The organism is Streptomyces sp. NPDC053560 (assembly GCF_044544605.1).
Classification (GTDB): domain Bacteria; phylum Actinomycetota; class Actinomycetes; order Streptomycetales; family Streptomycetaceae; genus Streptomyces.
Genome location: NZ_JBITXI010000005.1, coordinates 473,506 through 499,007 on the forward strand (window position 1 = coordinate 473,506; position 25,502 = coordinate 499,007).

General features: G+C 70.7%; 24 protein-coding genes and 1 pseudogene. 4 read left to right on the plus strand and 21 right to left on the minus strand.

Annotation, left to right across the window (positions count from 1 at the left end; translation table 11 throughout):
* Positions 1 to 94: 94 nt before the first annotated feature.
* A complete protein-coding gene (locus ACIGQF_RS14825) occupies positions 95 to 1,258 on the minus strand; it encodes an ATP-grasp domain-containing protein (RefSeq protein WP_399709841.1) in 1,164 nt (387 codons plus the stop codon).
* A gap of 333 nt (positions 1,259 to 1,591) precedes the next feature.
* Here ACIGQF_RS14825 and ACIGQF_RS14830 point away from each other — a divergent pair, with 333 nt between their 5' ends.
* Both ACIGQF_RS14830 and ACIGQF_RS14835 read left to right on the plus strand, forming a co-directional pair.
* Complete coding sequence (locus tag ACIGQF_RS14830) at positions 1,592 to 2,032, plus strand: hypothetical protein (RefSeq protein WP_399709844.1); 441 nt, start codon at positions 1,592 to 1,594, stop codon at positions 2,030 to 2,032.
* A gap of 23 nt (positions 2,033 to 2,055) precedes the next feature.
* Positions 2,056 to 2,562, plus strand: a complete 507-nt coding sequence (locus ACIGQF_RS14835) for a hypothetical protein (RefSeq protein ID WP_399709847.1) — start codon at positions 2,056 to 2,058, stop codon at positions 2,560 to 2,562.
* Between the two features lie 91 nt (positions 2,563 to 2,653).
* Here the strand turns inward: ACIGQF_RS14835 and nuoN are convergent, their stop codons facing one another.
* From nuoN to ACIGQF_RS14905, 14 genes are read right to left on the minus strand one after another with little or no spacing between them, the layout of a single operon-like run.
* Positions 2,654 to 4,297 (minus strand): NADH-quinone oxidoreductase subunit NuoN, encoded by a 1,644-nt coding sequence (gene nuoN, locus ACIGQF_RS14840; protein ID WP_399710156.1) that lies wholly within the window; start codon positions 4,295 to 4,297, stop codon positions 2,654 to 2,656.
* A 32-nt stretch (positions 4,298 to 4,329) separates the two neighbouring features.
* Complete coding sequence (locus tag ACIGQF_RS14845; RefSeq protein WP_399709850.1) at positions 4,330 to 5,973, minus strand: NADH-quinone oxidoreductase subunit M; 1,644 nt, start codon at positions 5,971 to 5,973, stop codon at positions 4,330 to 4,332.
* Positions 5,974 to 5,976: 3 nt separating this feature from the next.
* Entirely contained in the window at positions 5,977 to 7,923 is a 1,947-nt protein-coding gene (nuoL, locus tag ACIGQF_RS14850) for an NADH-quinone oxidoreductase subunit L (RefSeq protein WP_399709853.1), read from the minus strand.
* A gap of 12 nt (positions 7,924 to 7,935) precedes the next feature.
* Positions 7,936 to 8,235, minus strand: coding sequence for an NADH-quinone oxidoreductase subunit NuoK (gene nuoK, locus ACIGQF_RS14855; RefSeq protein ID WP_030262617.1), 300 nt, complete (start codon positions 8,233 to 8,235; stop codon positions 7,936 to 7,938).
* Positions 8,232 to 9,089, minus strand: a complete 858-nt coding sequence (locus ACIGQF_RS14860) for an NADH-quinone oxidoreductase subunit J (protein WP_399709857.1) — start codon at positions 9,087 to 9,089, stop codon at positions 8,232 to 8,234. Before ACIGQF_RS14860 ends, nuoK begins: the two co-directional genes overlap by 4 nt.
* Positions 9,086 to 9,706, minus strand: a complete 621-nt coding sequence (gene nuoI / locus ACIGQF_RS14865; protein ID WP_399709860.1) for an NADH-quinone oxidoreductase subunit NuoI — start codon at positions 9,704 to 9,706, stop codon at positions 9,086 to 9,088. The genes ACIGQF_RS14860 and nuoI overlap by 4 nt, the downstream gene beginning before the upstream one ends.
* On the minus strand, positions 9,699 to 11,090 hold the full coding sequence (nuoH, locus tag ACIGQF_RS14870; RefSeq protein WP_399710158.1) for an NADH-quinone oxidoreductase subunit NuoH: 1,392 nt from the start codon (positions 11,088 to 11,090) through the stop codon (positions 9,699 to 9,701). The genes nuoI and nuoH overlap by 8 nt, the downstream gene beginning before the upstream one ends.
* Positions 11,090 to 13,636, minus strand: coding sequence for an NADH-quinone oxidoreductase subunit G (locus tag ACIGQF_RS14875; protein WP_399709863.1), 2,547 nt, complete (start codon positions 13,634 to 13,636; stop codon positions 11,090 to 11,092). Before ACIGQF_RS14875 ends, nuoH begins: the two co-directional genes overlap by 1 nt.
* Positions 13,633 to 15,009 (minus strand): NADH-quinone oxidoreductase subunit NuoF, encoded by a 1,377-nt coding sequence (gene nuoF / locus ACIGQF_RS14880; RefSeq protein WP_399709866.1) that lies wholly within the window; start codon positions 15,007 to 15,009, stop codon positions 13,633 to 13,635. The genes ACIGQF_RS14875 and nuoF overlap by 4 nt, the downstream gene beginning before the upstream one ends.
* Complete coding sequence (gene nuoE / locus ACIGQF_RS14885) at positions 15,009 to 15,875, minus strand: NADH-quinone oxidoreductase subunit NuoE (protein ID WP_399709869.1); 867 nt, start codon at positions 15,873 to 15,875, stop codon at positions 15,009 to 15,011. The genes nuoF and nuoE overlap by 1 nt, the downstream gene beginning before the upstream one ends.
* A complete protein-coding gene (locus tag ACIGQF_RS14890; RefSeq protein ID WP_399709872.1) occupies positions 15,872 to 17,194 on the minus strand; it encodes an NADH-quinone oxidoreductase subunit D in 1,323 nt (440 codons plus the stop codon). The genes nuoE and ACIGQF_RS14890 overlap by 4 nt, the downstream gene beginning before the upstream one ends.
* A complete protein-coding gene (locus ACIGQF_RS14895; RefSeq protein WP_399709876.1) occupies positions 17,194 to 17,955 on the minus strand; it encodes an NADH-quinone oxidoreductase subunit C in 762 nt (253 codons plus the stop codon). Before ACIGQF_RS14895 ends, ACIGQF_RS14890 begins: the two co-directional genes overlap by 1 nt.
* Positions 17,952 to 18,506 (minus strand): NADH-quinone oxidoreductase subunit B family protein, encoded by a 555-nt coding sequence (locus tag ACIGQF_RS14900; protein ID WP_052864827.1) that lies wholly within the window; start codon positions 18,504 to 18,506, stop codon positions 17,952 to 17,954. The genes ACIGQF_RS14895 and ACIGQF_RS14900 overlap by 4 nt, the downstream gene beginning before the upstream one ends.
* Positions 18,507 to 18,516: 10 nt before the next feature.
* Positions 18,517 to 18,876: an NADH-quinone oxidoreductase subunit A gene (locus ACIGQF_RS14905; RefSeq protein WP_030262580.1), complete on the minus strand. Its 360-nt coding sequence runs from the start codon at positions 18,874 to 18,876 to the stop codon at positions 18,517 to 18,519.
* A gap of 725 nt (positions 18,877 to 19,601) precedes the next feature.
* Here ACIGQF_RS14905 and ACIGQF_RS14910 point away from each other — a divergent pair.
* A complete protein-coding gene (locus ACIGQF_RS14910; RefSeq protein ID WP_399709880.1) occupies positions 19,602 to 20,417 on the plus strand; it encodes a C40 family peptidase in 816 nt (271 codons plus the stop codon).
* A 119-nt stretch (positions 20,418 to 20,536) separates the two neighbouring features.
* Here the strand turns inward: ACIGQF_RS14910 and ACIGQF_RS14915 are convergent, their stop codons facing one another.
* From ACIGQF_RS14915 to ACIGQF_RS14930, 4 genes and pseudogenes are all read right to left on the minus strand, one after another.
* Complete coding sequence (locus tag ACIGQF_RS14915) at positions 20,537 to 20,863, minus strand: putative quinol monooxygenase (RefSeq protein WP_399709883.1); 327 nt, start codon at positions 20,861 to 20,863, stop codon at positions 20,537 to 20,539.
* Positions 20,864 to 20,971: 108 nt separating this feature from the next.
* Positions 20,972 to 21,760, minus strand: a complete 789-nt coding sequence (locus ACIGQF_RS14920) for an IclR family transcriptional regulator (RefSeq protein WP_399709886.1) — start codon at positions 21,758 to 21,760, stop codon at positions 20,972 to 20,974.
* Between the two features lie 52 nt (positions 21,761 to 21,812).
* The gene (locus ACIGQF_RS14925) at positions 21,813 to 21,971 is read right to left on the minus strand and encodes a hypothetical protein (RefSeq protein WP_399709889.1); all 159 of its coding nucleotides are present in this window, start codon (positions 21,969 to 21,971) and stop codon (positions 21,813 to 21,815) included.
* Between the two features lie 294 nt (positions 21,972 to 22,265).
* Positions 22,266 to 23,618: pseudogene (locus tag ACIGQF_RS14930) on the minus strand (geranylgeranyl reductase family protein); the annotation flags it as partial.
* A 55-nt stretch (positions 23,619 to 23,673) separates the two neighbouring features.
* Here ACIGQF_RS14930 and ACIGQF_RS14935 point away from each other — a divergent pair.
* Complete coding sequence (locus tag ACIGQF_RS14935) at positions 23,674 to 24,195, plus strand: GNAT family N-acetyltransferase (RefSeq protein WP_399709892.1); 522 nt, start codon at positions 23,674 to 23,676, stop codon at positions 24,193 to 24,195.
* Positions 24,196 to 24,207: 12 nt separating this feature from the next.
* Here the strand turns inward: ACIGQF_RS14935 and ACIGQF_RS14940 are convergent, their stop codons facing one another.
* Together ACIGQF_RS14940 and ACIGQF_RS14945 are read right to left on the minus strand one after the other, a co-directional pair.
* Positions 24,208 to 24,906 (minus strand): demethylmenaquinone methyltransferase, encoded by a 699-nt coding sequence (locus ACIGQF_RS14940; RefSeq protein WP_399709895.1) that lies wholly within the window; start codon positions 24,904 to 24,906, stop codon positions 24,208 to 24,210.
* 37 nt (positions 24,907 to 24,943) lie between these two features.
* Entirely contained in the window at positions 24,944 to 25,486 is a 543-nt protein-coding gene (locus ACIGQF_RS14945; RefSeq protein WP_399709898.1) for an imidazolonepropionase-like domain-containing protein, read from the minus strand.
* Positions 25,487 to 25,502 lie beyond the last annotated feature (16 nt).

Consider the following 25,502-nt stretch of genomic DNA (forward strand, 5'->3'; position numbering starts at 1 on the left):
TGCGTGCCGGACACGGCTCTGGGCCGCGCTGCCCGGAGCCGTGCGCGGGGTCAAACGGCGGATCGCGCGGAGCGGTACGGGGCGCCGTGCGGCCTCAGCGGTCGTGGTGCCGGCCCGCCCGGCCGCGCCACAGCTGCCAGAGGTGCTTGGCCCCCGGGCGGACGAACCGCGCGAGCATGGTGAAGAACGGCTTCATGTCGTCGGCGGCCAGCCAGGCCAGCTCCGTGCTCGCCGGCCGGGCCGGGACGTGCGGCGTGGTGTAGCCGCTGCGGCGGTAGGCCAGCCAGGCGGGCAGGTCGATGTTCTCCACGACGAAGCGGTGCCCGTCACGCTGTTCGGCCTCCGGGACCGCGCGCCCGGTCAGGTCCAGGTGCTGGGCGCGGACCACGTCCACCCCGGCCTCGTTCTCGAAGAGCCGGAACTGGGCGCCCATCCGCGGATTGAAGTCCAGCAGCTTGTAGCGGCGGTCCCGCCGGTCGTAGCGCCAGTCCAGGTCGATGATGCCGCTGAAGCCGATGCGCTTGATGAACTGCGCGGTCATGTCGGCCAGTTCGGGATTGTCCACGACGTACGCGCAGGCGGTCATCCCGGCGTGCGGCGGCCAGGAACGAACCTTCACCCCGGTGAACATCGCCGAGGCCGCGCTGTCCGCGTCGAAGTACGCGTGCACGACCCAGTCCTCGGCCTCCTCGCGCGGGAGGTACTCCTGGAGGATCACGCCGGGGCGCGGGCCCCAGCCCTTGGCGAGATGCCGGAGGTGCGCCGCGTCCGCGATGCGTGTCGTGCCGTTCACCGCGGGCCGGCTGCGGCGCTGGAACGCCTCGCGGTTCTTGGCGACGACCGGGAAGCAGGCGTGCTCGGCGAAGTCCTCGATGTCCGCCTGCGTCTGCGGGAAGGCCGCCCGGGGGGACGGGATGCCGTGTTCGGTGCACAGTTCGTGCAGGCCCTGCTTGCTGGCCACTCTGCGGGAGAGCCCGGGCGGCGTGCGCGGGAAGAGGAAGCGGTCGCCCAGCACGTCGGCGTGCTCGGCGATCAGTACCGCGGCCTCCTCGTCGGTCGGTACGAGGACCGTCGGCCGGCCGATCCGGCGGCCGATCCGCAGCAGGCCGTCGACCAGCCGCTCCGGGTCCTCACGTCCGGTGGTCGGCCAGACGAACCGCCCGTGGAGGTACCGCGACGCCGCGGCGGGCGTGTATCTGTCCTCCGTGATCGCGTACATGGGCACGCCCAGCCGTCCCAGGCTGCGGATCGCCCCCACCCCGCCATGGTGCAGCGGATAGTCACCAATTTTCACAATCAGCCCGGGCACGGTCCGGTCGACCGTGAACCGTGTGCTGGCATGAGCCACGTGTCCCCCCTACGGCCACAGCCCCACCCCGGCCGCGCCTCGAAAGGACGCTAGGACCCCCCTGGGGCGTTCGCCAATCCATTTCAGGACATTGCCAACACTTTATGTACGTCTCGGAAGGCCGTTACGAAACGGGCGCGTGCGACCCGACGGGCGGAAGATGCCCTCCGGGGCCATCGGGACGGTTGTCATGCGCGTGACTGCTAGCCTCTCGAAACCTGTCCCACAACGGAGGAGACGTACGTGCGCAAGGCAGCGCAGATCGCCGGGGCGGCCGCCGTCGCCGCGCTGTTGCTCAGTGGCTGCGGCAGCGGCGGGGGCGGCAACGAGAGCAGGCCGAGCCCGTCGGAGTCGGCGTCGACGGGCGGCGGGGACAAGGCCGCCGGCGGCATCGACGGCGCCTGGCAGACGCAGTCCGGGGACGGCACGGTCACCCTCGCGATCATCGGCGAGTCCGCGACCCTGGCCGTCGGCAAGACCGCCTGCCAGGGCAAGGTCCGGGACATGGGAACCACCATGCTGGCGCTGAAGTGCAACGGCAACGACACCCGCTCGATGGGCGAGGTGCGGCGGATCGGCAGCACGCTCTCCGTCGACTGGAAATACGGCCTCAACGAGGAATACAAGAAGGCCGAGGGCAAGGTGGAGATCCCCGAGCCCGACCTGCCGACCGCCGCCAACTGACCGTCTTCCCCGAGGAGAACATCGTGCGCAAGGGCATTGCGTTCGCCGCCGCGGCCGCCACGGCCACGCTCCTGCTCGCCGGCTGCGGCGGCGGCAGCGACAACGGCGGTGGCGAGAAGGATTCGACGTCGCCGTCGCCGTCCGCCTCGTCGGCCGGCCCGACGCCCGGCGAAGAGGGCGGCGGGGGCGGCAAGGTCACCCTGGCCTCCCTGGAGGGCGGCTGGACCACCGACGCGCTCCACGCCGACAAGGGCCTGCTGATCCTCTCCGTCTCGAAGGACAAGGCGGTGCTCATCGGCAAGAAGTCCTGCGGCGGCAAGGTCGTCGACGGAACGCCGCTCAAGCTCGCCTTCAAGTGCACCGACGGCGACAGCGAGCACGCCTCGGGCACGGTGAAGAGCCTCCGGGGCAAGAAACTCACCATCGCCTGGGCCTCGGGCAAGGAGGACGTCTTCACCCGCACCGAGGGCACGACGGACCTCCCGTCCATCGACCCCTCGTCACTCGACGGCTTCCAGCAGAACGCCTGACGTACCCGGCCGCCCCGCATACGTACGCCGCTGCCCGGCCTCCTCGCGGAGAGCCGGGCAGCGGCGTACGTACGGGCACCTGGCCCCGGGGTCAGCGGACGAACACGCCCGCCTGCCCCGCCAGGTCGAGGAAGTACTGCGGCGCGAGCCCCAGGACGAGGGTCACCACCACGCCGGCCGCGATGGCCGTCATGGTCAGCGGGCTGGGTACCGCCACCGTCGGGCCGTCGGCCTTCGGCTCGTTGAAGAACATCAGGACGATGACCCGGATGTAGAAGAACGCGGCGATGGCCGACGAGAGCACACCGATCACGACCAGCCAGCCGGCACCGCCCTCGGCCGCCGCCTTGAACACCGCGAACTTGCCCGCGAACCCGGAGGTCAGCGGGATACCGGCGAAGGCCAGCAGGAACACCGCGAAGACCGCGGCCACCAGCGGCGAACGCCGCCCGAGTCCGGCCCACTTGGACAGCTGGGTCGCCTCGCCGCCCGCGTCCCGCACCAGCGTGACCACCGCGAACGCGCCGAGCGTCACGAAGGAGTACGCCAGGAGGTAGAAGAGCACCGAGGAGATGCCGTCCTCGCTGGTGGCGATCACACCGGCCAGGATGAACCCGGCGTGCGCGATGGAGGAGTACGCCAGCAGCCGCTTCACATCGGTCTGGGTGACCGCGATGACCGCACCGGCCAGCATCGTCAGGATCGCCACGCCCCACATCACCGGCCGCCAGTCCCAGCGCAGGCCCGGCAGCGCGACGTACAGCAGGCGCAGCAGCGCGCCGAACGCGGCGACCTTGGTCGCGGCGGCCATGAAGCCGGTCACCGGGGTGGGCGCGCCCTGGTACACGTCCGGCGTCCACATGTGGAACGGGACCGCGCCGACCTTGAACAGCAGGCCCATGACCACCAGCGCGCCGCCGATCAGCAGCAGCGCGTCGTTGCCCATGGTGTCGGCGAGCGCCGGGTCGATCTGCTTGGCCCCGTCGCTCACCACGTCGGCGATGCCCGCGTACGTGACCGTGCCGGCGTAGCCGTACAGCAGCGCGACGCCGAACAGCAGGAACGCCGAGGAGAAGGCGCCGAGCAGGAAGTACTTCACCGCCGACTCCTGCGAGAGGAGCCGCTGGCGGCGGGCGAGCGCGCACAGGATGTACAGCGGGAGGGAGAAGACCTCCAGCGCGACGAAGAGCGTCAGCAGGTCGTTGGCCGCCGGGAAGACCAGCATGCCGCCGATCGCGAAGAGGGCCAGCGGGAAGACCTCGGTGGTGGTGAACCCGGCCTTGACCGCCGCCTTCTCGGCCTCGCCGCCGGGCACCGCGGCGCCCTGGGCCGCGAAGGAGTCCACCGGCCGGCCGTGCGCCGCGGGGTCCAGCCGGCGCTCGGCGAAGGTGAAGACGGCGATCAGCGAGACCAGCAGGATCGTGCCCTGGAGGAAGAGCGCCGGGCCGTCCACCGCGAGCGCGCCCATCGCGGCGATGTGCGCCTTCGTCGTGCCGAAGCCGCCCGCCGCGAGGCCGATCACCGCGGCGAACGCGGCGGCCAGCGCGACGACGGAGAGCAGCACCTGCGCGTAGTACCGGCCGCGGCGCGGCCAGAACGCCTCGACCAGCACGGCGAGCACCGCCGCACCGAGCACGATGAGGGTGGGCGCCAGCTGGGCGTACTCGATGTGCGGCGCCGGGATCCGGCCCGGGCCGTCGGGGGCGAAGGGGGAGCCGGCCGCTCCGTCCGCCATCGTCCACAGACTGTGGACCGCTGCCACGGATGTCACTTCGCGGCCTCCGCATCTCGATCGGTGCCGGGCTCGTTCGGCACGGCGTTGACCCGGACGTCGGGCTTGGGGTCCTGCTGGTCCACGACGGACAGGGTGTGGTCCACCGCGGGGTTCACCAGATTGGTCAGCGGCTTCGGGTAGACGCCGAGGAAGAGCAGCAGCGCGATCAGCGGCGCCATCACCACCAGCTCGCGGGCCTTGAGGTCGGGCATGGCCCGGACCTCCGCCTTGACCGGCCCGGTCATCGTGCGCTGGTACAGCACGAGGACGTACAGCGCGGCCAGCACGATGCCCACCGTGGCGATGATGCCGATGACCGGATACCGGCTGAACGTGCCGACCAGGACCAGGAACTCACTGACGAACGGCGCGAGGCCGGGCAGCGAGAGGGTGGCGAGACCGCCGATCAGGAAGGTGCCGGCCAGCACCGGGGCCACCTTCTGCACGCCGCCGTAGTCCGCGATGAGGCGGGAGCCGCGGCGGGTGATCAGGAAGCCGGCCACCAGCATCAGCGCGGCGGTGGAGATGCCGTGGTTGACCATGTAGAGCGTCGCGCCGCCCTGGCCCTGGCTGGTCATCGCGAAGATGCCCAGGATGATGAAGCCGAAGTGCGAGATGGAGGCGTACGCGACCAGCCGCTTGATGTCCTTCTGGGCGACCGCGAGCAGCGCGCCGTACAGGATGCTCACCAGCGCCAGGACCAGAACCACCGGCGTCGCCCACTTGCTGGCCTCGGGGAAGAGCTGGAGGCAGAAGCGGAGCATCGCGAACGTGCCGACCTTGTCGACCACCGCGGTGATCAGCACGGCGACCGGCGCGGTGGACTCGCCCATCGCGCCCGGCAGCCAGGTGTGCAGCGGCCACAGCGGCGCCTTCACCGCGAAGGCGAAGAAGAAGCCGAGGAAGAGCAGCCGCTCCGTGCCCGCGCCCATGGTCAGGTCGCCGGCCGCGCGGGCCTGGACGATCTGCTGGAGCGAGAAGGTGCCGGTGCCGAGCTGGTCGGCGGTGACGGCGTACAGGCCGATCACCGCGGCCAGCATGATCAGACCGCCGGCGAGGTTGTACAGCAGGAACTTCACCGCGGCGGACGAGCGGCGGCTCGCGCTCTCCGCGGCGTCCCGGCCGTCGGCCCGGTCCCCGAAGCCGCCGATGAGGAAGTACATCGGGATGAGCATGGCTTCGAAGAAGATGTAGAAGACGAATACGTCGGTGGCCTCGAAGGAGATGATCACCATCGCCTCGACGGCGAGGATCAGCGCGAAGAAGCCCTGGGTGGGGCGCCAGCGCCTATTCGAGTTGTCCGCCTCCAGGGCGTCGGCGTCGTGCCAGCTCGCGAGGATCACGAACGGGATCAGCAGGGCGGTCAGCGCGATCAGCGCCACCGCGATGCCGTCCACGCCCAGCTCGTACCGGACGCCGAAGTCGGCGATCCAGGCGTGCGACTCGGTGAGCTGGAACGGGCCCTTGGCGCCGGGATCGAAGCGGACCGCGATCACCAGCGCCAGCGCCAGCGTGGCCAGCGAGAAGAGCAGCGCCAGCCACTTGGCGGCGGTGCGCTTCGCGGCGGGCACCGCGGCCGTGGCGACGGCGCCGATCGCCGGCACCGCCGCGGCGGCCGTCAGCAGGGGAAACGACATGGCTCAGACACCCCTCATCAACAGGGTCGCGAAGACCAGCACCGCGGCACCGCCCAGCATCTGGAGGGCGTAGGAGCGGACGTAACCGGTCTGCAGGCGGCGCAGCCGGCCGGAGAGACCGCCGACCGACACCGCGGTGCCGTTGACCGCGCCGTCGACGACGGTGTCGTCGATCCGGACCAGCGCCCGGGTCAGTTCCTCGCCGCCGCGGACCAGTACGACGTGGTTGAAGTCGTCCTGGAGCAGGTCGCGCCGGGCGGCGCGGGTGAGGAACGAGCCGCGCGGCGCCACGGCCGGGACGGGCTTGCGGCCGTACTGCAGCCAGGCGAGGCCGACGCCGATCAGCAGCACCACGATCGTCGACCCGGTCACGGCCGCCGCCCCGATCGGGGGGTGGCCGTGCTCGAAGGAGGTGACCGGCTCCAGCCAGTGCACGAACGCCTCGTTGATGCTGAACAGACCGCCGGCGAAGACCGATCCGAAGGCCAGCACGATCATGGGGATCGTCATGGACTTCGGCGACTCGTGCGGATGCGGCGGGGTGTACTCGCCCTCGGTCGCGGCGGCGGGCTCCGCGCTCGGCTCCTCGGGCGAGGGGGTGGGCGCCTTGCGCCAGCGCTCCTCGCCGAAGAACGTCATCAGCATCACGCGCGTCATGTAGAACGCGGTGATCCCGGCGCCCAGCAGGGTGGCCGCACCCAGGATCCAGCCCTGGGCGCCGCCGCTGGCGAACGCCGCTTCGATGATCTTGTCCTTGGAGAAGAAGCCGGACAGGCCCGGGAAGCCGATGATCGCCAGGTATCCGAGGCCGAAGGTGACGAAGGTGACCGGCATGTGCTTCCGCAGGCCGCCGTAGCGGCGCATGTCCACCTCGTCGTTCATCCCGTGCATCACGGAACCGGCGCCGAGGAAGAGGCCCGCCTTGAAGAAGCCGTGGGTGACCAGGTGCATGATCGCGAAGGCGTACCCGATCGGGCCGAGGCCGGCCGCGAGGATCATGTACCCGATCTGCGACATGGTCGAGCCCGCGAGCGCCTTCTTGATGTCGTCCTTCGCGCAACCGACGATCGCACCGAAGAGCAGCGTCACCGCGCCGACCGCGACCACGGCGGTCTGCGCGTCCGGCGCCGCATCGAAGACGGCCCCGGAGCGGGTGATCAGGTAGACCCCAGCGGTGACCATCGTGGCGGCGTGGATCAGGGCCGAGACCGGGGTCGGGCCCTCCATCGCGTCACCCAGCCAGGACTGGAGCGGCACCTGGGCCGACTTGCCGCAGGCCGCCAGCAGCAGCATCAGCCCGATGGCGGTGAGCATGCCCTCGCTGGTCTCGCTCGCAGCCCCCAGCACGGGACCGAACGCGAACGTCCCGAAGGTGGTGAACATCAGCATGATGGCGATGGACAGGCCCATGTCGCCGACCCGGTTGACCAGGAAGGCCTTCTTGGCCGCCGTCGCCGCGCTCGGCTTGTGCTGCCAGAACCCGATGAGGAGGTACGAGGCGAGGCCGACGCCCTCCCAGCCGACGTACAGCAGGAGGTAGTTGTCGGCGAGGACGAGCAGCAGCATCGCCGCGAGGAAGAGGTTCAGATAGCCGAAGAAGCGGCGGCGCCGCTCGTCGTGCTCCATGTAGCCGATCGAGTAGATGTGGATCAGCGATCCGACACCGGTGATCAGCAGTACGAACGTCATCGACAACTGGTCGAGCTGGAAGGCGATGTCGGCCCGGAAGCCGCCCACCGGGATCCAGCTGAAGAGGTGCTGGTGCAGCGCACGGTCCTCGGCGCCCCTGCCCAGCATGTCGGTGAACAGCACCAGGCCGATGACGAACGACACCACCGCGAGCAGGGTGCCGAGCCAGTGGCCCGCACGGTCCAGGCGTTTGCCGCCGCAGAGCAGCACGGCCGCACCGACCAGTGGTGCCCCGACGAGCAGCGCGATCAGAGATTCCACGAGTGCGACCCCTTACAGCTTCATCAGGCTGGCGTCGTCGACCGAGGCCGTATGGCGGGTGCGGAAGATCGTGACGATGATCGCCAGGCCGACCACGACCTCGGCCGCCGCGACGACCATCGTGAAGAACGCGATGATCTGGCCGTCCAGATTTCCGTGCAGCCGCGAGAAGGCCACGAAGGCGAGGTTGCAGGCGTTCAGCATCAGCTCCACGCACATGAAGAGCACGATGGCGTTCCGCCTGATCAGCACCCCGGCCGCACCGATGGTGAAGAGCAGCGCAGCCAGGTAGAGGTAGTTGATCGGATTCATCGCGTGGCCTCCTCGCCGCGCTCCCGCGCCTGCTCGCCGCGCCGGTCGGTCTCGCCGCGCTCCAGCCACTCCGCCGAGCGCTGCTCCAGCGCCGCCAGCTCGGCCAGCGACTCCCCCGACACGTCCCGGATCTGGCCCCGCTTGCGCAGGGTCGGATTGACGGTGAGCTCGGAGGGGGTGCCGTCGGGCAGCAGGCCGGGGACGTCGACCGCGTTGTGGCGGGCGTAGACGCCGGGGGCCGGCAGCGGCGTGACCTGGGTGCCTTCGCGTACGCGGCGCTCGGCCTGCTCGCGCTGGGTCTGGGCCCGCTCGGTGCGCTCCTTGTGGGTCAGCACCATCGCGCCGACCGCGGCGGTGATCAGCAGCGCACCGGTGATCTCGAAGGCGAAGACGTACTTGGTGAAGATCAGGGCGGCCAGGCCCTGGACGTTGCCGCCGGCGTTGGCCTCGGCCAGGCCGTTGAAGTGCTTCACCGAGGCGTTGCCGAGGCCGGCGATCAGCAGGATGCCGAAGCCGAGCCCGGCGCCGGCCGCCAGCCAGCGCTGGCCCTTGAGCGTCTCCTTGAGGGAGTCCGCCGCGGTCACGCCGACCAGCATGACGACGAAGAGGAAGAGCATCATGATCGCGCCGGTGTAGACGACGACCTGGACGATGCCGAGGAAGTACGCGCCGTTGGCGAGGTAGAAGACCGCCAGGATGATCATGGTGCCGGCGAGCGAGAGCGCGCTGTGCACCGCCCGCTTCATCAGGATCGTGGCCAGCGCGCCGATCACGGCGACCGTGCCGAGGACCCAGAACTGCACGGCCTCGCCGGTGGAGGTGGCGGAGGCCGCGGCCAGGATCGAGGGACTCATGCCTCCGCCCCCGTCCCCGCCGGGCGTTCGGCGGTCGGCGCGGGGGTCTCGGGGAGCCCCGCCGGGCACTCGCCCTTGCTGACCGCGACCTGCCGCTCCGTGCCCGGCGCGGCCTCGGTCACCAGGCCGTTGTAGTAGTCCTTCTCCGTCATCCCGGGGAAGATCGCGTGCGGGGAGTCGACCATGTTCTCGTCGAGGCCCGCGAGCAGCTCTTCCTTGGTGTAGATCAGGGACTCGCGGCTGCGGTCGGCGAGCTCGTACTCGTTCGTCATCGTGAGCGCCCGGGTGGGGCACGCCTCGACGCACAGGCCGCAGAGGATGCAGCGGAGGTAGTTGATCTGGTAGACGCGGCCGTACCGCTCGCCGGGCGAGTACCGCTCCTCGTCGGTGTTGTCCGCGCCCTCCACATAGATCGCGTCGGCCGGACACGCCCAGGCGCACAGCTCGCAGCCCACGCACTTCTCCAGGCCGTCCGGATGGCGGTTGAGCTGGTGCCGGCCGTGGAAACGAGGCGCGGTCGGCTTCTTCTCCTCCGGGTACTGCTCGGTGAGCCGCTTCTTGAACATGGCCTTGAAGGTCACGCCGAAGCCGGCCACCGGATTCTGGAAATCAGACACCGTTGTCCCCCTTCCCGTTTTCGTCACTGTCAGTATTCACTCCGCCACTGACAATCAGCTCGCGATCTTGGTGGCGCGGGCGCCTGCGCGGCACGGGCGGCAGGGTCTGGCCGGGCAGCGGTGGTACGGGGAAGCCGCCCGCCATCGCGTCGAACGGCTCCTCGGCCGGCGCCGCTTCGGGCTTCTCGCCCTTGCGGAAGAAGTCCACGACGAGGGAGATCAGCAGCAGGGCGACCGCGGCGCCGCCGACGTACAGCACGATCCGCTGGAAGTCATAGCCCTCGTTGCGCAGCGCCCGCACGGTCGCGACCAGCATCAGCCAGACCATGGAGACCGGGATGAGGACCTTCCAGCCCAGCTTCATGAACTGGTCGTAGCGGACGCGTGGCAGCGTGCCGCGCAGCCAGATGAAGAAGAAGAGCAGCAGCTGGACCTTGATGGTGAACCAGAGCAGCGGCCACCAGCCGTGGTTCGCGCCCTCCCAGAACGTGCTGATCGGCCAGGGGGCGCGCCAGCCGCCGAGGAAGAGGGTGATCGCGACCGCCGAGACGGTGACCATGTTGACGTACTCGGCCAGCATGAACATCGCGAACTTGATGGAGGAGTACTCCGTGTTGAAGCCGCCGACCAGGTCGCCCTCGGACTCCGGCATGTCGAACGGCGCACGGTTCGTCTCGCCGACCATCGCCACGATGTAGATCAGGAAGGAGACCGGCAGCAGCGCGACGTACCAGGTGCTGTGCTGCCCGTCGACGATCGCCGAGGTGGACATCGAGCCGGAGTAGAGGAACACCGACGCGAAGGCCATGCCCATCGCGATCTCGTAGCTGATCATCTGGGCGCACGAGCGGAGCCCGCCGAGCAGCGGGTACGTCGAGCCCGAGGACCAGCCGGCGAGCACGATGCCGTAGATGCCGACCGAGGCCGTGGCCAGGATGTAGAGCAGGCCGATCGGCAGGTCGGTCAGCTGCATCGGCGTACGGTGACCGAAGATCGAGATCTCGTTGTCGGCCGGGCCGAACGGAATGACGGCGAACGCCATGAACGCCGGGATGGCCGCGACGATCGGGGCGAGGATGTACACCGCCTTGTCGGCCCGCTTGACGACCAGGTCCTCTTTCAGCATCAGTTTGATGCCGTCCGCGAGGGACTGGAGCATGCCCCAGGGACCGTGCCGGTTGGGCCCGATGCGCAGCTGCATCCAGGCGACGACCTTGCGCTCCCAGACGATCGAGAAGAGCACGGTCAGCATCAGGAACGCGAAGCAGAAGACCGCCTTGATGCCCACCAGCCACCACGGGTCGCGCCCGAAGACGCTCAGGTCCTCGGCGGCCAGCGCGATGCGGTCCGCGCCGAGCGCCAGCTGTTCCGCGGCGAGGTTCATCATTCCGCCACCTCCGTGCCGTCCGCCGGGGCCGCCGGGCCCGCGGTCATCGCGGCGACCGTCACCAGGTCACCGGGGTTCGCTCCCGTGTCGTGCGGGACGCCGCCCCCCTGGGAGTTGAGCGGCAGCCACACCACCCGGTCGGGCATCTCGCTGACCCGGAGAGGGAACGCCACCGCGCCGTGCGGCCCCGTGACCAGGACCTCCGCGCCGTCCTTGAGGCCCGCCTCGGCGGCGGTGGCGGCGGACATCCGGGCCACCGCGGCGTGCCGGGTGCCGGCCAGCGCCGCGTCGCCCTCCTGCAGCCGCCCGAGGTCCAGCAGCAGCCGGTGACCGGCGAGCACCGCCTCGCCCGCGCCGGGCCGGGGCAGCGCCCGCGTCTCGGTACCGGCGAGCGCGTCGGCGGTGGCGCGCGGTCCGTCCCAGCCGCCGAGCCGGTCCAGCTCCGCGCGTACGGCACGCACGTCCGGCAGCGCCAGGCCCGGCACCGCCTCGTCCACGGCGGACATCGCGTCCGCGAGCATGTGCAGCACCCGCGCATCGGGGAGCAGGTGGCGGCGCGTCATCTGGTCCGGCTTGAGCGCGGCCTCGAAGGGCCGCGCGCGGCCCTCCCAGTTGAGGAACGTGCCCGCCTTCTCCACCACGGCCGCGACCGGCAGCACCACATCGGCCCGGCGGGTGACCTCGCCGGGCCGCTGCTCCAGGCTGACCAGGAATCCGACCGCGTCCAGCGCCTCGACGGCGCGCCGCGGGTCGGGCAGGTCCTCGACCCCGACACCGGCCACCACCAGGGCGTTCAGCTCTCCGGTGGCCGCGGCCTCCAGGATCTGCCCGGTGTCCCGGCCGAGCCGGTGCGGCAGCGCGGCCACGCCCCAGGCGCGGGCGACCTCGTCGCGGGCGCGCGGGTCGGTGCCGGGCCGGCCGCCGGGCAGCAGCCCGGGCAGCGCGCCCGCCTCGACGGCGCCCCGCTCGCCCGCCCGGCGCGGGATCCACACGAGCCGCGCGCCGGTGGCCGAGGCGGCACGTACGGCGGCGGTGAGCGCTCCCGGCACGGCGGCCAGCCGCTCACCGACCACGATCACCGCGCCCTCGGCCCGCAGCGCCTCGGCAGCCGCCTGCCCCTCGCCTTCGAGGCCGACCCCGCCGGCCAGCGCGTCCAGCCACTCCGTCTCCGTGCCGGGCGCGGCCGGCAGCAGCGTGCCGCCCGCCTTGATGAGGCCGCGGGTGGCGTACGAAGCGAGCCCGAAGGTCCGCTGGCCGTTCTTGCGGTGCGCCTTGCGCAGCCTCAGGAAGACGCCGGGCGCCTCCTCCTCGGCCTCGATGCCGGCCAGCAGGACGGCCGGCGCCGCCTCCAGGGAGCGGTAGGTGACTCCCTGCCCGTCCAGGTCGCGGCCGTGGCCCGCCACGTGTGCGGCGAGGAAGCCGGCCTCCTCGGAGCTGTGCACCCGGGCCCGGAAGTCGATGTCGTCGGTGTCCAGGACGGTCCGGGCGAACTTGGCGTACGCGTAGGAGTCCTCGACGGTGAGCCGGCCGCCGGTCAGCACCCCGGCCCGGCCGCGTGCGGCGGCGAGCCCCCGCGCCGCGGCCTCCAGTGCCTCGGGCCAGCTCGCCGGGGTCAGTTCACCCGAGTCGGCGTCCCGGACGAGCGGCGTCTCCAGCCGGTCGGGCAGCTGCCCGTACCGGAAGGCGAACCGCCCCTTGTCGCACATCCACTCCTCGTTGACCTCGGGGTCGTCCGCCGCGAGCCGCCGCATGACCTTGCCGCGCCGGTGGTCCGTACGCGTCGCGCAGCCGCCCGCGCAGTGCTCGCACACGGACGGCGAGGAGACCAGGTCGAACGGGCGGGAACGGAAGCGGTACGCCGCCGAGGTGAGCGCGCCGACCGGACAGATCTGGATGGTGTTGCCGGAGAAGTACGACTCGAACGGGTCGCCCTCCCCCGTACCGACCTGCTGGAGCGCGCCGCGCTCGATCAGCTCGATCATCGGGTCGCCGGCGACCTGGTTGGAGAAGCGGGTGCAGCGGGCGCACAGTACGCAGCGCTCGCGGTCCAGCAGCACCTGCTGGGAGATCGGCACCGGCTTCTCGTAGGTGCGCTTCTTGCCCTCGAAACGCGAGTCGGCCTGTCCGGCGGACATGGCCTGGTTCTGCAGCGGGCACTCGCCGCCCTTGTCGCAGACCGGGCAGTCCAGCGGGTGGTTGATGAGCAGCAGCTCCATCACGCCGCGCTGGGCCTTGTCGGCGACCGGCGAGGTGAGCTGGGACTTCACGACCATGCCGTCGGTGCAGGTGATCGTGCAGGACGCCATGGGCTTGCGCTGGCCCTCGACCTCCACGATGCACTGGCGGCAGGCGCCCGCCGGGTCCAGCAGCGGGTGGTCGCAGAAGCGCGGGATCTCGATGCCGAGCATTTCGGCGGCCCGGATGACCAGGGTGCCCTTGGGCACGCTGATCTCGATGCCGTCGATGGTCAGCGAGACGAGGTCTTCGGGCGGGACCGCCGCCTCGCCGCCCCCGGAGGGCGCGTTATTAGTGGTCACTGTCATGCGTTCACCTCCAGGTGCTTGTCGGCCCAAGCGGTGGACTTGGCCGGGTCGAAGGGGCAGCCCTTGCCGGTGACGTGCTGCTCGTACTCCGCGCGGAAGTACTTGAGCGAGGAGAAGATCGGCGAGGCGGCGCCGTCACCGAGGGCGCAGAAGGACTTGCCGTTGATGTTGTCGGCGATGTCGTTCAGCTTGTCGAGGTCCTCCATGCGGCCCTTGCCGGCCTCGATGTCGCGCAGCAGCTGGACGAGCCAGTACGTGCCCTCGCGGCACGGCGTGCACTTGCCGCAGGACTCGTGCGCGTAGAACTCGGTCCAGCGCGTCACCGCCCGGACGACGCAGGTCGTCTCGTCGAAGCACTGCAGGGCCTTGGTGCCGAGCATCGAGCCGGCCGCGCCGACGCCTTCGTAGTCCAGCGCGACGTCCAGGTGCTCGTCGGTGAACATCGGCGTGGACGAACCGCCCGGCGTCCAGAACTTCAGCCGGTGGCCGGGGCGCATGCCGCCGCTCATGTCGAGGAGCTGGCGCAGCGTGATCCCCAACGGGGCTTCGTACTGGCCGGGGTTGGCGACGTGGCCGCTCAGCGAGTAGAGCGTGAAGCCCGGGGACTTCTCGCTGCCCATGGACCGGAACCACTCCTTGCCCCGGTTCATGATGGCGGGAACCGACGCGATGGATTCGACGTTGTTCACGACAGTGGGGCAGGCGTAGAGGCCGGCCACGGCGGGGAAGGGGGGACGCAGCCGGGGCTGTCCGCGACGGCCCTCCAGGGAGTCCAGCAGCGCGGTCTCCTCGCCGCAGATGTACGCGCCCGCGCCCGCGTGCACGGTGAGTTCGAGGTCCAGACCGGCGCCGAGCGCGTCCTTGCCGAGGTAGCCCGCGGCGTAGGCCTCCCGTACGGCCTCGTGCAGCCGCCGCAGGACGGGGACGGTCTCCCCGCGCAGGTAGATGAAGGCGTGATTCGACCGGATCGCGTGACAGGCGATGATGATCCCCTCGATGAGGGAATGCGGGTTCGCGAAGAGGAGCGGGATGTCCTTGCAGGTCCCGGGCTCCGACTCGTCGGCGTTGACAACTAGATAGTGCGGCTTGCCGTCGCCCTGCGGGATGAACTGCCACTTCATGCCGGTGGGAAAGCCCGCGCCGCCGCGGCCGCGCAGGCCCGCGTCCTTGACGTACGCGATGACGTCGTCCGGGGCCATCGCGAGCGCCTTGCGCGCGCCTTCGTAGCCCTCGTGCCGCCGGTAGGTCTCCAGGGTCCAGGAGTTGGGCTGGTCCCAGAAGGCCGACAGGACGGGTGCGAGCAGCTTCTCGGGGCTGGTCTCGCCCCCGGCCTCCGGCCGGGAGGCGCCCCCGTATTCCGTGGACACGGTCATCACTCCCCCTCCTCAGCAGCCGGGCCAGCGGGATGCTGGGGGTCGGAGGCCGAAGTGTGCTGCGGTGCGTCGTGCGAGCTCGGGTGGGTCGCCGGGGCTTCGCCGGGAGCGCGCCCGGTGGGCGCCTCGTCCGTCGGGCGGTCGCCGTCGCGGGGGGCGACGACGTGGTCCGTGCCGCTCGGCAGCTCCTCGCCCCTGGCCAGCCGGAGCCCGACGAGCGAGGCGTGCCCGGCGCCGCCGGTCGCCTCGACCGCGCCCTCCCGTCGGTCGGGGAAGCCGGCGAGGATGCGCGCCGTTTCCTTGTACGTGCACAGGGGCGCGCCGCGGGTCGGGGCGACGGGCCGTCCGTCCCGCAGGTCGTCGACCAGCTGCTTCGCGCTCTCCGGCGTCTGGTTGTCGAAGAACTCCCAGTTGACCATCACCACGGGCGCGTAGTCGCAGGCGGCGTTGCACTCGATGTGTTCGAGGGTGACCTTGCCGTCGGCGGTGGTCTCGTTGTTGCCGACGCCCAGGTGCTCCTTCAGCTCGTCGAAGATCGCGTCGCCGCCCATGACGGCACAGAGCGTGTTGGTGCAGACCCCGACCTGGTAGTCGCCGCTCGGCTTGCGGCGGTACATCGTGTAGAAGGTCGAGACGGCCGTGACCTCGGCGGTGGTGAGGTCCAGCAGCTCGGCGCAGAAACGGATGCCCGTCCGCGTGACGTGGCCTTCCTCGGACTGGACGAGGTGCAGCAGCGGCAGCAGGGCCGAGCGCGAGCCGGGGTAGCGGGCGATCACCTCCTTCGCCTCCGCTTCGAGCCGGGCCCGTACATCGGCCGGGTAATCGGGGGCGGGGAGCTGCGGCATCCCCAAACTGACGTCTGTCACCGGTCGACGCCTCCCATCACGGGGTCGATGGACGCGACGGCGACGATGACGTCGGCGACCTGGCCGCCTTCGCACATGGCCGCCATGGCCTGCAGGTTGGTGAAGGAGGGGTCGCGGAAGTGGACGCGGTACGGGCGGGTGCCGCCGTCGCTGACCGCGTGCACGCCCAGCTCGCCCTTGGGGGACTCCACGGCCGCGTAGGCCTGGCCGGGCGGGACCCGGAAGCCCTCCGTCACCAGCTTGAAGTGGTGGATCAGGGCCTCCATGGAGGTGCCCATGATCTTCTTGATGTGGTCCAGGGAGTTGCCGAGGCCGTCCGGGCCGAGCGCGAGCTGCGCGGGCCAGGCGATCTTCTTGTCCCCGACCATGACCGGGCCGGGCTCCAGCCGGTCCAGGCACTGCTCGATGATCCGCAGCGACTGGCGCATCTCCTCCAGGCGGAGCAGGAAGCGGCCGTAGGAGTCGCAGGTGTCGGTGGTCGGGACCTCGAAGTCGTAGGTCTCGTAGCCGCAGTACGGGTCGGTCTTGCGCAGGTCGTGCGGGAGGCCGGCGGAGCGCAGCACCGGGCCGGTGGCGCCGGTGGCCAGGCAGCCGGCCAGGTCCAGGTAGCCGATGCCCTCCATCCGGCCCTTGAAGACCGGGCTGCCGGTGGCGAGCTTGTCGTACTCCGGGAGGTTCTTGCGCATCTTCTTCACGAAGGCGCGTACCTGGTCGACGGTGCCGGGCGGCAGGTCCTGGGCGAGGCCGCCGGGCCGGACGTACGCGTGGTTCATGCGCAGGCCGGTGATCAGCTCGTAGATGTCCAGGACCAGTTCGCGGTCGCGGAAGCCGTAGATCATTATCGTGGTGGCGCCGAGCTCCATGCCGCCGGTGGCGATGCACACCAGGTGGGAGGAGAGCCGGTTCAGCTCCATGAGCATCACGCGGATGACCGACGCCCGGTCCGGGATGTCGTCGGTGATGCCGAGCAGCTTCTCCACGGCCAGGCAGTACGCCGTCTCGTTGAAGAACGGCGTCAGGTAGTCCATCCGCGTGACGAAGGTCGTGCCCTGGGTCCACGTGCGGTATTCGAGGTTCTTCTCGATGCCGGTGTGGAGGTAGCCGATGCCGCAGCGGGCCTCGGTGACGGTCTCGCCGTCGATCTCCAGGATGAGCCGGAGCACGCCGTGCGTGGAGGGGTGCTGCGGGCCCATGTTGACGACGATGCGCTCGTCGTCCGCCTTGGCCGCGGCCTCGACGACCTCGTCCCAGTCGCCGCCGGTGACGGTGTAGACCGGGCCCTCGGTGGTCTCGCGGGCAGATGCTTGGGAAGTGCTCATCAGCTGTACGACCTCCGCTGGTCGGGAGCCGGGATCTGGGCGCCCTTGTACTCGACGGGGATGCCGCCGAGCGGGTAGTCCTTGCGCTGCGGGAAGCCCTGCCAGTCGTCCGGCATCATGATCCGGGTGAGCGCCGGGTGTCCGTCGAAGATCAGCCCGAAGAAGTCGTAGACCTCGCGCTCGTGCCAGTCGTTGGTCGGGTAGACGTTCACGACCGACGGGATGTGCGGATCGGCGTCGGGCGCGGAGACCTCCAGCCGGATCAGCCGGGTGTGGGTGATCGACCGCAGGTGGTAGACGGCGTGCAGCTCGCGGCCCTTGTCGCCGGGGAAGTGCACGGCGCTGACGCCGGTGCACAGCTCGAAGCGGAGGGCCGGGTCGTCGCGGAGGGTCTTCGCGACGGCCGGCAGGAATTCGCGGGCGATGTGGAAGGTCAGCTCGTCGCGGTCGACGACGGTCTTCTCGATGACGTTCTCGGGGACGAGGCCCTGCTCGTCCAGCGCGCCTTCGAGCTCGTCCGCGACCTCGTCGAACCATCCCCCGTACGGCCGGGAAGCGGCGCCGGGCAGCCGTACGGTCCGTACGAGGCCGCCGTAGCCGGAGGTGTCGCCGCCGTTGTTCGCGCCGAACATGCCGCGGCGGACGCCGATGACCTCGCCGTGGTCGCCGCGCTGGCCGGGGAGGTTCTGCGCGTTGAGGTCCTTGTCCGGGTTGACCCCGTTGGCCCCCGTACCGTGCGTGCCCTTGTCCGGGTTGCTCACCGCAGCAGTCCCTTCATCTCGATCGTCGGGAGTGCCTTGAGCGCCGCCTCCTCCGCCTCGCGGGCCGCTTCCTCGGCGTTGACCCCGAGCTTGGAGCCCTGGATCTTCTCGTGGAGCTTGAGGATGGCGTCCATGAGCATCTCCGGGCGCGGCGGGCAGCCCGGGAGGTAGATGTCGACCGGGACGATGTGGTCGACGCCCTGCACGATGGCGTAGTTGTTGAACATGCCGCCCGACGAGGCGCAGACGCCCATGGAGATGACCCACTTCGGGTTCGGCATCTGGTCGTAGACCTGGCGGAGGACGGGCGCCATCTTCTGGCTGACCCGGCCGGCCACGATCATCAGGTCGGCCTGGCGCGGGGAGCCGCGGAAGACCTCCATGCCGAAGCGCGCCAGGTCGTAGCGGCCGGCTCCGGTGGTCATCATCTCGATGGCGCAGCACGCGAGCCCGAAGGTGGCCGGGAAGACCGATGACTTGCGCACCCATCCCGCGGCCTGTTCGACGGTGCTCAGCAGAAAGCCGCTGGGCAGCTTCTCTTCAAGTCCCATTGGGTGACCCCTAGTCCCATTCCAGGCCGCCGCGGCGCCAGACATAGGCGTAGGCGACGAAGACGGTGAGCGCGAAGAGCAGCATCTCGACGAGCCCGAACAGCCCCAGGGCGTCGAAGGTGACGGCCCAGGGGTAGAGGAAGACGATCTCGATGTCGAAGACGATGAAGAGCATCGCCGTCAGGTAGTACTTGATCGGAAAGCGACCGCCGCCTGAAGGCTGTGGGGTCGGCTCGATCCCGCACTCGTACGCCTCGAGCTTGGCCCGGTTGTAGCGCCTGGGTCCGACGAGCGTGGCCATGACGACAGAGAAGATCGCAAAGCCTGCCCCGAGGGCTCCCAGTACGAGGATGGGCGCATAGGCGTTCACCGTCCTCGCTCCCTTCAGTCGACGATGACTGGTTGGCGGTCCGGCCTCGGGCCCGTTCGCTCCTCGACGGGACGCGACAGAGATCGCGCCCATGTGAGGCAGTTCACAAGCCCTGGCCGCCTGCATCTTATGCCCGCGAGTCTGTGATCTGCGACACGGGGTGCGACAACGGCTTTGTGATCTCCACCACCTGACGAAGGATCATGAAGTCGGATGAGCGGTGATCTTCGCACCGGAAGCGTCCGAGTGATCACTTCAAGTGACAAAATCAGCGGTTGCCCCTGGTCAGGGAGGTGGCTGCACTATCAAGAGTGACGCAGCGCAAGCAAATTGGCGCTGGACACCGTCAACTGATAGCGCTCGCCCACCCGTCCGCGTGACCCAGTCGTGACCTCGCCGTGATCGTCGGTACGTGCATCCCTTCACGAGCGCGCATCACGAGGACATAACGGTCACTCAGGAGTGAGCTATCCCACGCGTTTCACATATCTAAAACCTTGACGCCCGGGAAGCATTGGCGAGTCGGTTGCGAAGGTGGTAAGTGCCGCGCCGGCGCGCATCGAGCGGTAAATGCCGTGCGCAGGAACATGATCACGAAATTCGGACACGTCTCGGACCGACTCACGGCTGGTCGATTGGCCCGTTTTGTTCACCGTGTACGCGTCAAAAGTGGTGCACACCACCTTTGTTGGCAGCAACCTGTGGGGCCTGATAGCCGTGGTGCCATGTCCCCGAACGCACTCATACCCAGCCACCGGAAGCCCCGCCGTTCCGCGACCTCGCGGGCCGTGCGCGCAGGGTTCACCGGTGGCATCCTCACGCTGGCGGTGACCGGTACCGCCGTCCCCGCGAACGCCACCGCTGAGAAGCCGGCCTCCGAGACCCAGGAGCTGCCGACCATCACCGCTGAGCTCGCGACGTCCGTGGCGAAGACCGCGGACACCACCCAGCAGGTTGCGGACCAGTACGAGCTGCAGGCAGCGCAGGACTCGGTCTTCTCGAAGGCCGACAAGGCCGCCCAGAAGGCCAAGGACAAGGCCGTCGAGGCCAAGCGCAAGGCCGAGGCGGAGAAGAAGGCCGCCGCGGCCCGCAAGGCCAAGGAGGCCGAGCAGGCCCGCGCTTCGCGCTCCGCGGACCGCGGCCCCCTCCTGTCCGCCTCCGCGTCGGTGGACACCGGCTCGCTCAGCGGCTCCACCGCCTCCCTGGTGAGCTTCCTCAAGGCCCAGGTCGGCAAGGCGTACGTGAGCGGCGCGACCGGCCCGTCCGCGTACGACTGCTCCGGCCTCACCCAGGCCGCGTTCCGGCAGATCGGCATCGACCTGCCGCGCGTCTCCCAGGACCAGTCGACCGCCGGCACCCAGGTGGGCCTGGACAACCTCCAGGTGGGCGACATCCTCTACTGGGGCAGCGCGGGCAGCGCGTACCACGTCGGGGTCTACATCGGCGGCGGCCAGTTCATCGGCGCGCAGAACTCCAGCACGGGCGTCGTGCAGCGCGACATGAGCTACGACCAGCCGACGGGCGCCGTCCGCGTCCGCTGAGTCCGCTGACTCACCGGCCCCTCCCAGGGCCGCGCACACGGCGAAAGGGCCGTCGTTCCCCCGCTCGGGAACGACGGCCCTTTCGCCGTACTCCGCGCCTTACAGCCGGATGTGCGCCACTACGGGCGGGGCTTGACCTCGGCCATCTCGCCCCAGCCGGTGCCCTCGGTCTCGACGTTGATGATCTCCGGGGTGCTCGCGACGAGGCCGGACATCAGCTCGATGGCCTCCTTGAAGTGGTCGGACTGCACGTGCGCGACGCCCGCCTCCTGGCCGGCGAACGCCTCCAGCAGCACGAACTGGTGCGGGTTCTCGACGCTCCGGGACCACTCGAAGAAGATGTTGCCCGGCTCCGCGCGGGTGGCGAGCGTGAAGGGCTCGGTCAGCGACAGCCACTCGTCGCTCTTCTCCGGCCGGACGGTGAACTTCACAGCGATGAAAATCATGCGACCACTGTGCGCCGGAGGCGGCGCCGTCGCGAGCCGGCACGGCCGCGTTTCCACCGATGCCGGAAAATCCGCCGCCCGGCTCGCGCCCCGTAGCGGTACGGCCGCTCAGGCCCCGGCCGCCGCGCGGAGCAGCACGGACGCCAGCTCGCCCCGGCGCGCGGGGTAGTCGGCGGTCGGCAGGGACACCGACAGCGCGCGGACGGAGCCGTCGGGGCCCTCGCCCGGGAGGCGTACGGCGAGGCAGGTGTGCGCCGGGTCGGTCTCCCCCACCGACACGGCGATGCCGTCCCGGCGTACCCGCGCCAGCTCCGCCTCGAAGCGCTCGGGCGAGGTGATCGTACGGTCCGTCAGCCGGGGCAGGCCGTGCGCGGCGACATAGCGGCGGCGCGCGGGCCGGTTCAGGGCGGCGAGCAGGACCTTGCCGTGCGCGGTGGCGTGTGCGCCGTGGTCGGGCCCCACCGCGAACGGACCGCCGGCCGCCGACACCGGGAGCGTGCTGTCGACGACCGCGATCCGGCCCCGCCCCACCGCGCTGAGGTACACGTGCGTGCCCGTGGCGCGCCGTACGCCGAGCAGCAGCTCGCGCGCGCCGTCCTCGATGCCGGTCTGCCGCTGGAAGGCCCGGTGCAGCGCGGGGATCCGGGGCCCGAGGGCGTAGCCGCCGCCCGTGCGCGTCAGATGGCCGCGCGCGGTCAGCGGCGCCAGCAGGTTGTAGACCGTGGACAGCGAACAGCCCAGCCGGCGGGCCAGTGCCTTGGCCGTCACCGGCCCCGCCGACCCGGCCACCGCGTCGAGCACGTCCAGCGCCCGGTCGACGGAGAGCGGTCCGCCGGTGGCGCCGCCCGCGCCGGCACCGCCGGCGGCATCGGGTCCGTTGACGGGTGCGGCGGACATGTCGGATCCCTTCGGACGTGCCGGACGGCGGCTGCTGTCCCTCCAGGATCCCTCACCTCGGCCGGAGCCTGCTCTGCCGGTTGGCCTCGCGCACCCTCGCGCGCAGCTCCGCCTTCCGGTCCGGCACGCCCTTCGCGTCCGCCGGCGGTGCCGCCGGTTCGGTGCGCTCGGTGGCCTCGCCCCGTTCGTCGCCCTCCCGGCCGTCACTCATGGCTCCCCCCTCAGCATCCGGCGCCATGCCCTCGGCATCCCCATGGTTCACGCTCCGTGGTCAGCTCGGGACTTTCCGTGCCACCAGCCTGACCGCAGGCACGGCGCGAAGACAGCAGGCACAATCCGCCAACTTGACGTGTCAAGACGTACGTTCGGTCAAACATTCGACACGAGTACGCCCCGCACGCCCCGGAGCGGAGGGGGCGGAGAGCCGAAGGGCAACGGCGGCGAGCAGCACGAAGCCGCCACCGGCGGGGCCGATGGCGGCAGGTCGGGCGGGGTGCGCCCGGTGTCAGGCCTTCGGGGCGACCTTGCTCAGGCCGTTGATGATGCGGTCCATGGCGTCGCCGCCCGTGGGGTCCGTCAGGTTGGCCAGCATCTTCAGGGTGAACTTCATCAGCATCGGATGGGTCAGACCGCGCTGGGTGGCCATCTTCATCACCTTCGGGTTGCCGATGAGCTTCACGAAGGCGCGGCCGAGGGAGTAGTAGCCGCCGTAGGTGTCCTTGAGGACCTTCGGGTACCGCTGGAGGGCCAGCTCGCGCTGCGCATACGTGGCGCGCGCGTGCGCCTGCACGATGACGTCGGCGGCGATCTGGCCGGACTCCATGGCGTACGCGATGCCCTCGCCGTTGAACGGGTTCACCAGACCGCCCGCGTCACCGACCAGCAGCAGGCCCTTGGTGTAGTGCGGCTGCCGGTTGAAGGCCATGGGGAGCGCTGCGCCGCGGATCGGGCCCGTCATGTTGTCCGGGGTGTAGCCCCAGTCCTCCGGCATCGAGGCGCACCAGGCCTTGAGGATCTCGCGCCAGTCCAGCTCCTTGAAGGAGCTGGAGGTGTTCAGCACGCCGAGGCCCACGTTGGAGGTGCCGTCGCCCATGCCGAAGATCCAGCCGTAGCCGGGCAGCAGACGGTCCTGCGGGCCGCTGCGGTCCCACAGCTCCAGCCAGGACTCCAGGTAGTCGTCGTCGTGGCGCGGCGACTCGAAGTACGTACGGACCGCGACGCCCATCGGCCGGTCCTCGCGCCGGTGCAGGCCCATGGCCAGCGACAGCCGGGTGGAGTTGCCGTCCGCGGCGACCACGAGCGGGGCGTGGAAGGAGACCGGGGTCTTCTCCTCGCCGAGCTTGGCGGTCACGCCCTCGATGCGGCCGGTGAGGTCGTTGATGAGCGGGCCGCCGACGTTGCAGCGCTCGTACAGCCGGGCGCCGGCCTTCTGCGCCTGCCGGGCCAGCTGCTCGTCGAAGTCGTCGCGCTTACGGACGAGTCCGTAGTTCGGGTACGAGGCGAGGTCCGGCCAGTCCAGCTGCAGCCGTACGCCGCCGCCGATGATCCGCAGGCCCTTGTTGCGCAGCCAGCCGGCCTCTTCGGAGATGTCGATGCCCATCGACACGAGCTGCTTGGTGGCGCGCGGGGTGAGCCCGTCGCCGCAGACCTTCTCGCGCGGGAAGGCCGTCTTCTCCAGCAGGAGGACGTCCAGGCCCGACTTGGCGAGGTGGTACGCGGTCGCCGAGCCGGCCGGACCGGCCCCCACGACGATCACATCGGCGGTGTGCTCGGAGCGGGCCTGGGTGGGCGCGTCGGCCTCGGTCACGTCGGTCACGGCGTAATCTCCCGGAACTCGATATCTGGGTGCCGACCGGCACTGGACCCGTGCAGTCTATGCAGGCCGATGTGATCCGAATCCGAAGGGTTGGCCCATGCAGAAGCCGCTTCCGCCCCTTCCCCCTGTCGAACTGCGCGTCCCCACCGAGGAGGACGCGTGGAACTGGCACGGGGTGTTCGACGACCCGGAGGTCATGGAGTTCCACGGCGGCGCGTCCGCCGAACTGTCGGTCTACGAGGAGCTGACCGCGCGCCAGCGTCGCCACCACGCCGAACTCGGCTACTGCTTCTACACGATGCTCGACCCGGCGGACGGCGCGGTGATCGGCTTCACCGGCGCGCAGCCGTGGCCGAGCACGGAGTGGGGCCCGGTCGGCGAGATAGAGATCGGCTGGCGGCTGGGCCGGAAGTACTGGGGCAAGGGCTACGCCACGGCCGCCGCCCGGCTCGCCCTGACGGAGGTACGGGCGGCCGGGGTACGGCACGTCGTGGCGATGGTGGACGCGCGCAACGCCCGCTCGATCGCGGTGACCCGGCGCCTCGGCATGCGGCAGACCGAAACGTTCATCTCCCCGGTGTCCAAGGTGACGGGCCTCTGCCACCGCCTGGACCTCTGAGGCCGCCGGGCGTCAGACCGCCGGCTTCGTCCCCCGGTGCAGGGCGACGATGCCGCCCGTGAGGTTGCGCCAGGCGACCTTCGACCAGCCCGCCCGCTGCAGTCGAGCGGCCAGTGCGGGCTGGTCGGGCCAGGCGCGGATGGAGTCGGCGAGGTAGACGTACGCGTCGGGGTTGGAGCTGACCGCGGTCGCGACCGGCGGCAGCGCGCGCATCAGGTACTCGGTGTAGACGGTCCGGAAGGGCGCCCACGTCGGGTGGCTGAACTCGCAGATGACGACCCGGCCGCCGGGCTTGGTCACGCGGTACAGCTCGGCCAGCGCGGCGTCCGTGTCCTGGACGTTCCGCAGCCCGAAGGAGATCGTCACGGCGTCGAACACGCCGTCCGCGAAGGGCAGCTTCATCGCGTCACCGGCGGTGAAGGGCAGCCACGGCTGCCGCTTCTTGCCCTCGCGGAGCATCCCGGTGGAGAAGTCGCAGGGCACGACGTACGCGCCGGTGCGGGCGAACGGCACGGAGGAAGTGCCCGTACCGGCCGCGAGGTCCAGGACCCGCTCGGCCGGCCGCGCGGCCACCGCCCGGTCCACCGCCTTGCGCCACAGCCGCGCCTGCCCGAGGGACAGCACGTCATTGGTCAGGTCGTACCGTTCCGCCACGTCGTCGAACATCGAGGCGACTTCGTGCGGCTGCTTGTCCAGGGATGCTCGGGTCACGCAAGCCATTGTTCACCACGCCCCGCGGCGGCCGGGCTCACCCCCGGCGCCGGTACACCAGCCGCCCGCCGAGCGCCGTCACGAGGCAGTCGCCGTCGGCGGTGAAGACCGCGAAGTCGGCCGGGGCGCCCGGGGCCAGGGCGGCCGGGCGGTCGCGGAGACCGGAGCGGGTGACGGCCGTGCGGACCGAAGGCCGGGTGAAGGGGCCCGTGAGGGACGTCGTGCCGGTGGCCAGGAGGCGCTGGAGGCCGCGGCGGGCGCTGCCGCCCCAGCGGGTTTCGGACATGTCGAGGGCGGACAGAGCCGCGCCCGTCAGGGGTTCCGTGCCCAGTTCGGCGGCCTCGCGCGGGTCGGGGTGGTACGCCGCCTCCAGATACGCGGCGCCGTCGGGCTCGTGGCGGCCGGGAGCCAGCACGCCGTCCCATTCCCGTACGCGGGCCCGGTCGCCGTACTCGGCGGCCAGCTCGTCGTACGGGCCGAGGGCGGCGATGCGCGCGCCCTCGACGACCACCGCGTGCCCGGCAGCGACGGCCCCGTGCTCGGTGCGGCGTACTCCGGTCACCCGGTGGATCGTCAGCACGGCGGCGAGGACCTCG

Excerpts from the sequence above, each read along its gene's own strand:
- nuoN (WP_399710156.1), bottom strand. The coding sequence starts at position 4,297 with ATGGCGGACGGAGCGGCCGGCTCCCCCTTCGCCCCCGACGGCCCGGGC.
- ACIGQF_RS14845 (WP_399709850.1), bottom strand. The coding sequence starts at position 5,973 with ATGTCGTTTCCCCTGCTGACGGCCGCCGCGGCGGTGCCGGCGATCGGC.
- nuoK (WP_030262617.1), bottom strand. The coding sequence starts at position 8,235 with ATGAATCCGATCAACTACCTCTACCTGGCTGCGCTGCTCTTCACCATC.
- ACIGQF_RS14860 (WP_399709857.1), bottom strand. The coding sequence starts at position 9,089 with ATGAGTCCCTCGATCCTGGCCGCGGCCTCCGCCACCTCCACCGGCGAG.
- nuoH (WP_399710158.1), bottom strand. The coding sequence starts at position 11,090 with ATGAACCTCGCCGCGGAACAGCTGGCGCTCGGCGCGGACCGCATCGCG.
- ACIGQF_RS14875 (WP_399709863.1), bottom strand. The coding sequence starts at position 13,636 with ATGACAGTGACCACTAATAACGCGCCCTCCGGGGGCGGCGAGGCGGCG.
- nuoF (WP_399709866.1), bottom strand. The coding sequence starts at position 15,009 with ATGACCGTGTCCACGGAATACGGGGGCGCCTCCCGGCCGGAGGCCGGG.
- ACIGQF_RS14890 (WP_399709872.1), bottom strand. The coding sequence starts at position 17,194 with ATGAGCACTTCCCAAGCATCTGCCCGCGAGACCACCGAGGGCCCGGTC.
- ACIGQF_RS14900 (WP_052864827.1), bottom strand. The coding sequence starts at position 18,506 with ATGGGACTTGAAGAGAAGCTGCCCAGCGGCTTTCTGCTGAGCACCGTC.
- ACIGQF_RS14910 (WP_399709880.1), top strand. The coding sequence starts at position 19,602 with ATGTCCCCGAACGCACTCATACCCAGCCACCGGAAGCCCCGCCGTTCC.
- ACIGQF_RS14915 (WP_399709883.1), bottom strand. The coding sequence starts at position 20,863 with ATGATTTTCATCGCTGTGAAGTTCACCGTCCGGCCGGAGAAGAGCGAC.
- ACIGQF_RS14920 (WP_399709886.1), bottom strand. The coding sequence starts at position 21,760 with ATGTCCGCCGCACCCGTCAACGGACCCGATGCCGCCGGCGGTGCCGGC.
- ACIGQF_RS14925 (WP_399709889.1), bottom strand. The coding sequence starts at position 21,971 with ATGAGTGACGGCCGGGAGGGCGACGAACGGGGCGAGGCCACCGAGCGC.
- ACIGQF_RS14935 (WP_399709892.1), top strand. The coding sequence starts at position 23,674 with ATGCAGAAGCCGCTTCCGCCCCTTCCCCCTGTCGAACTGCGCGTCCCC.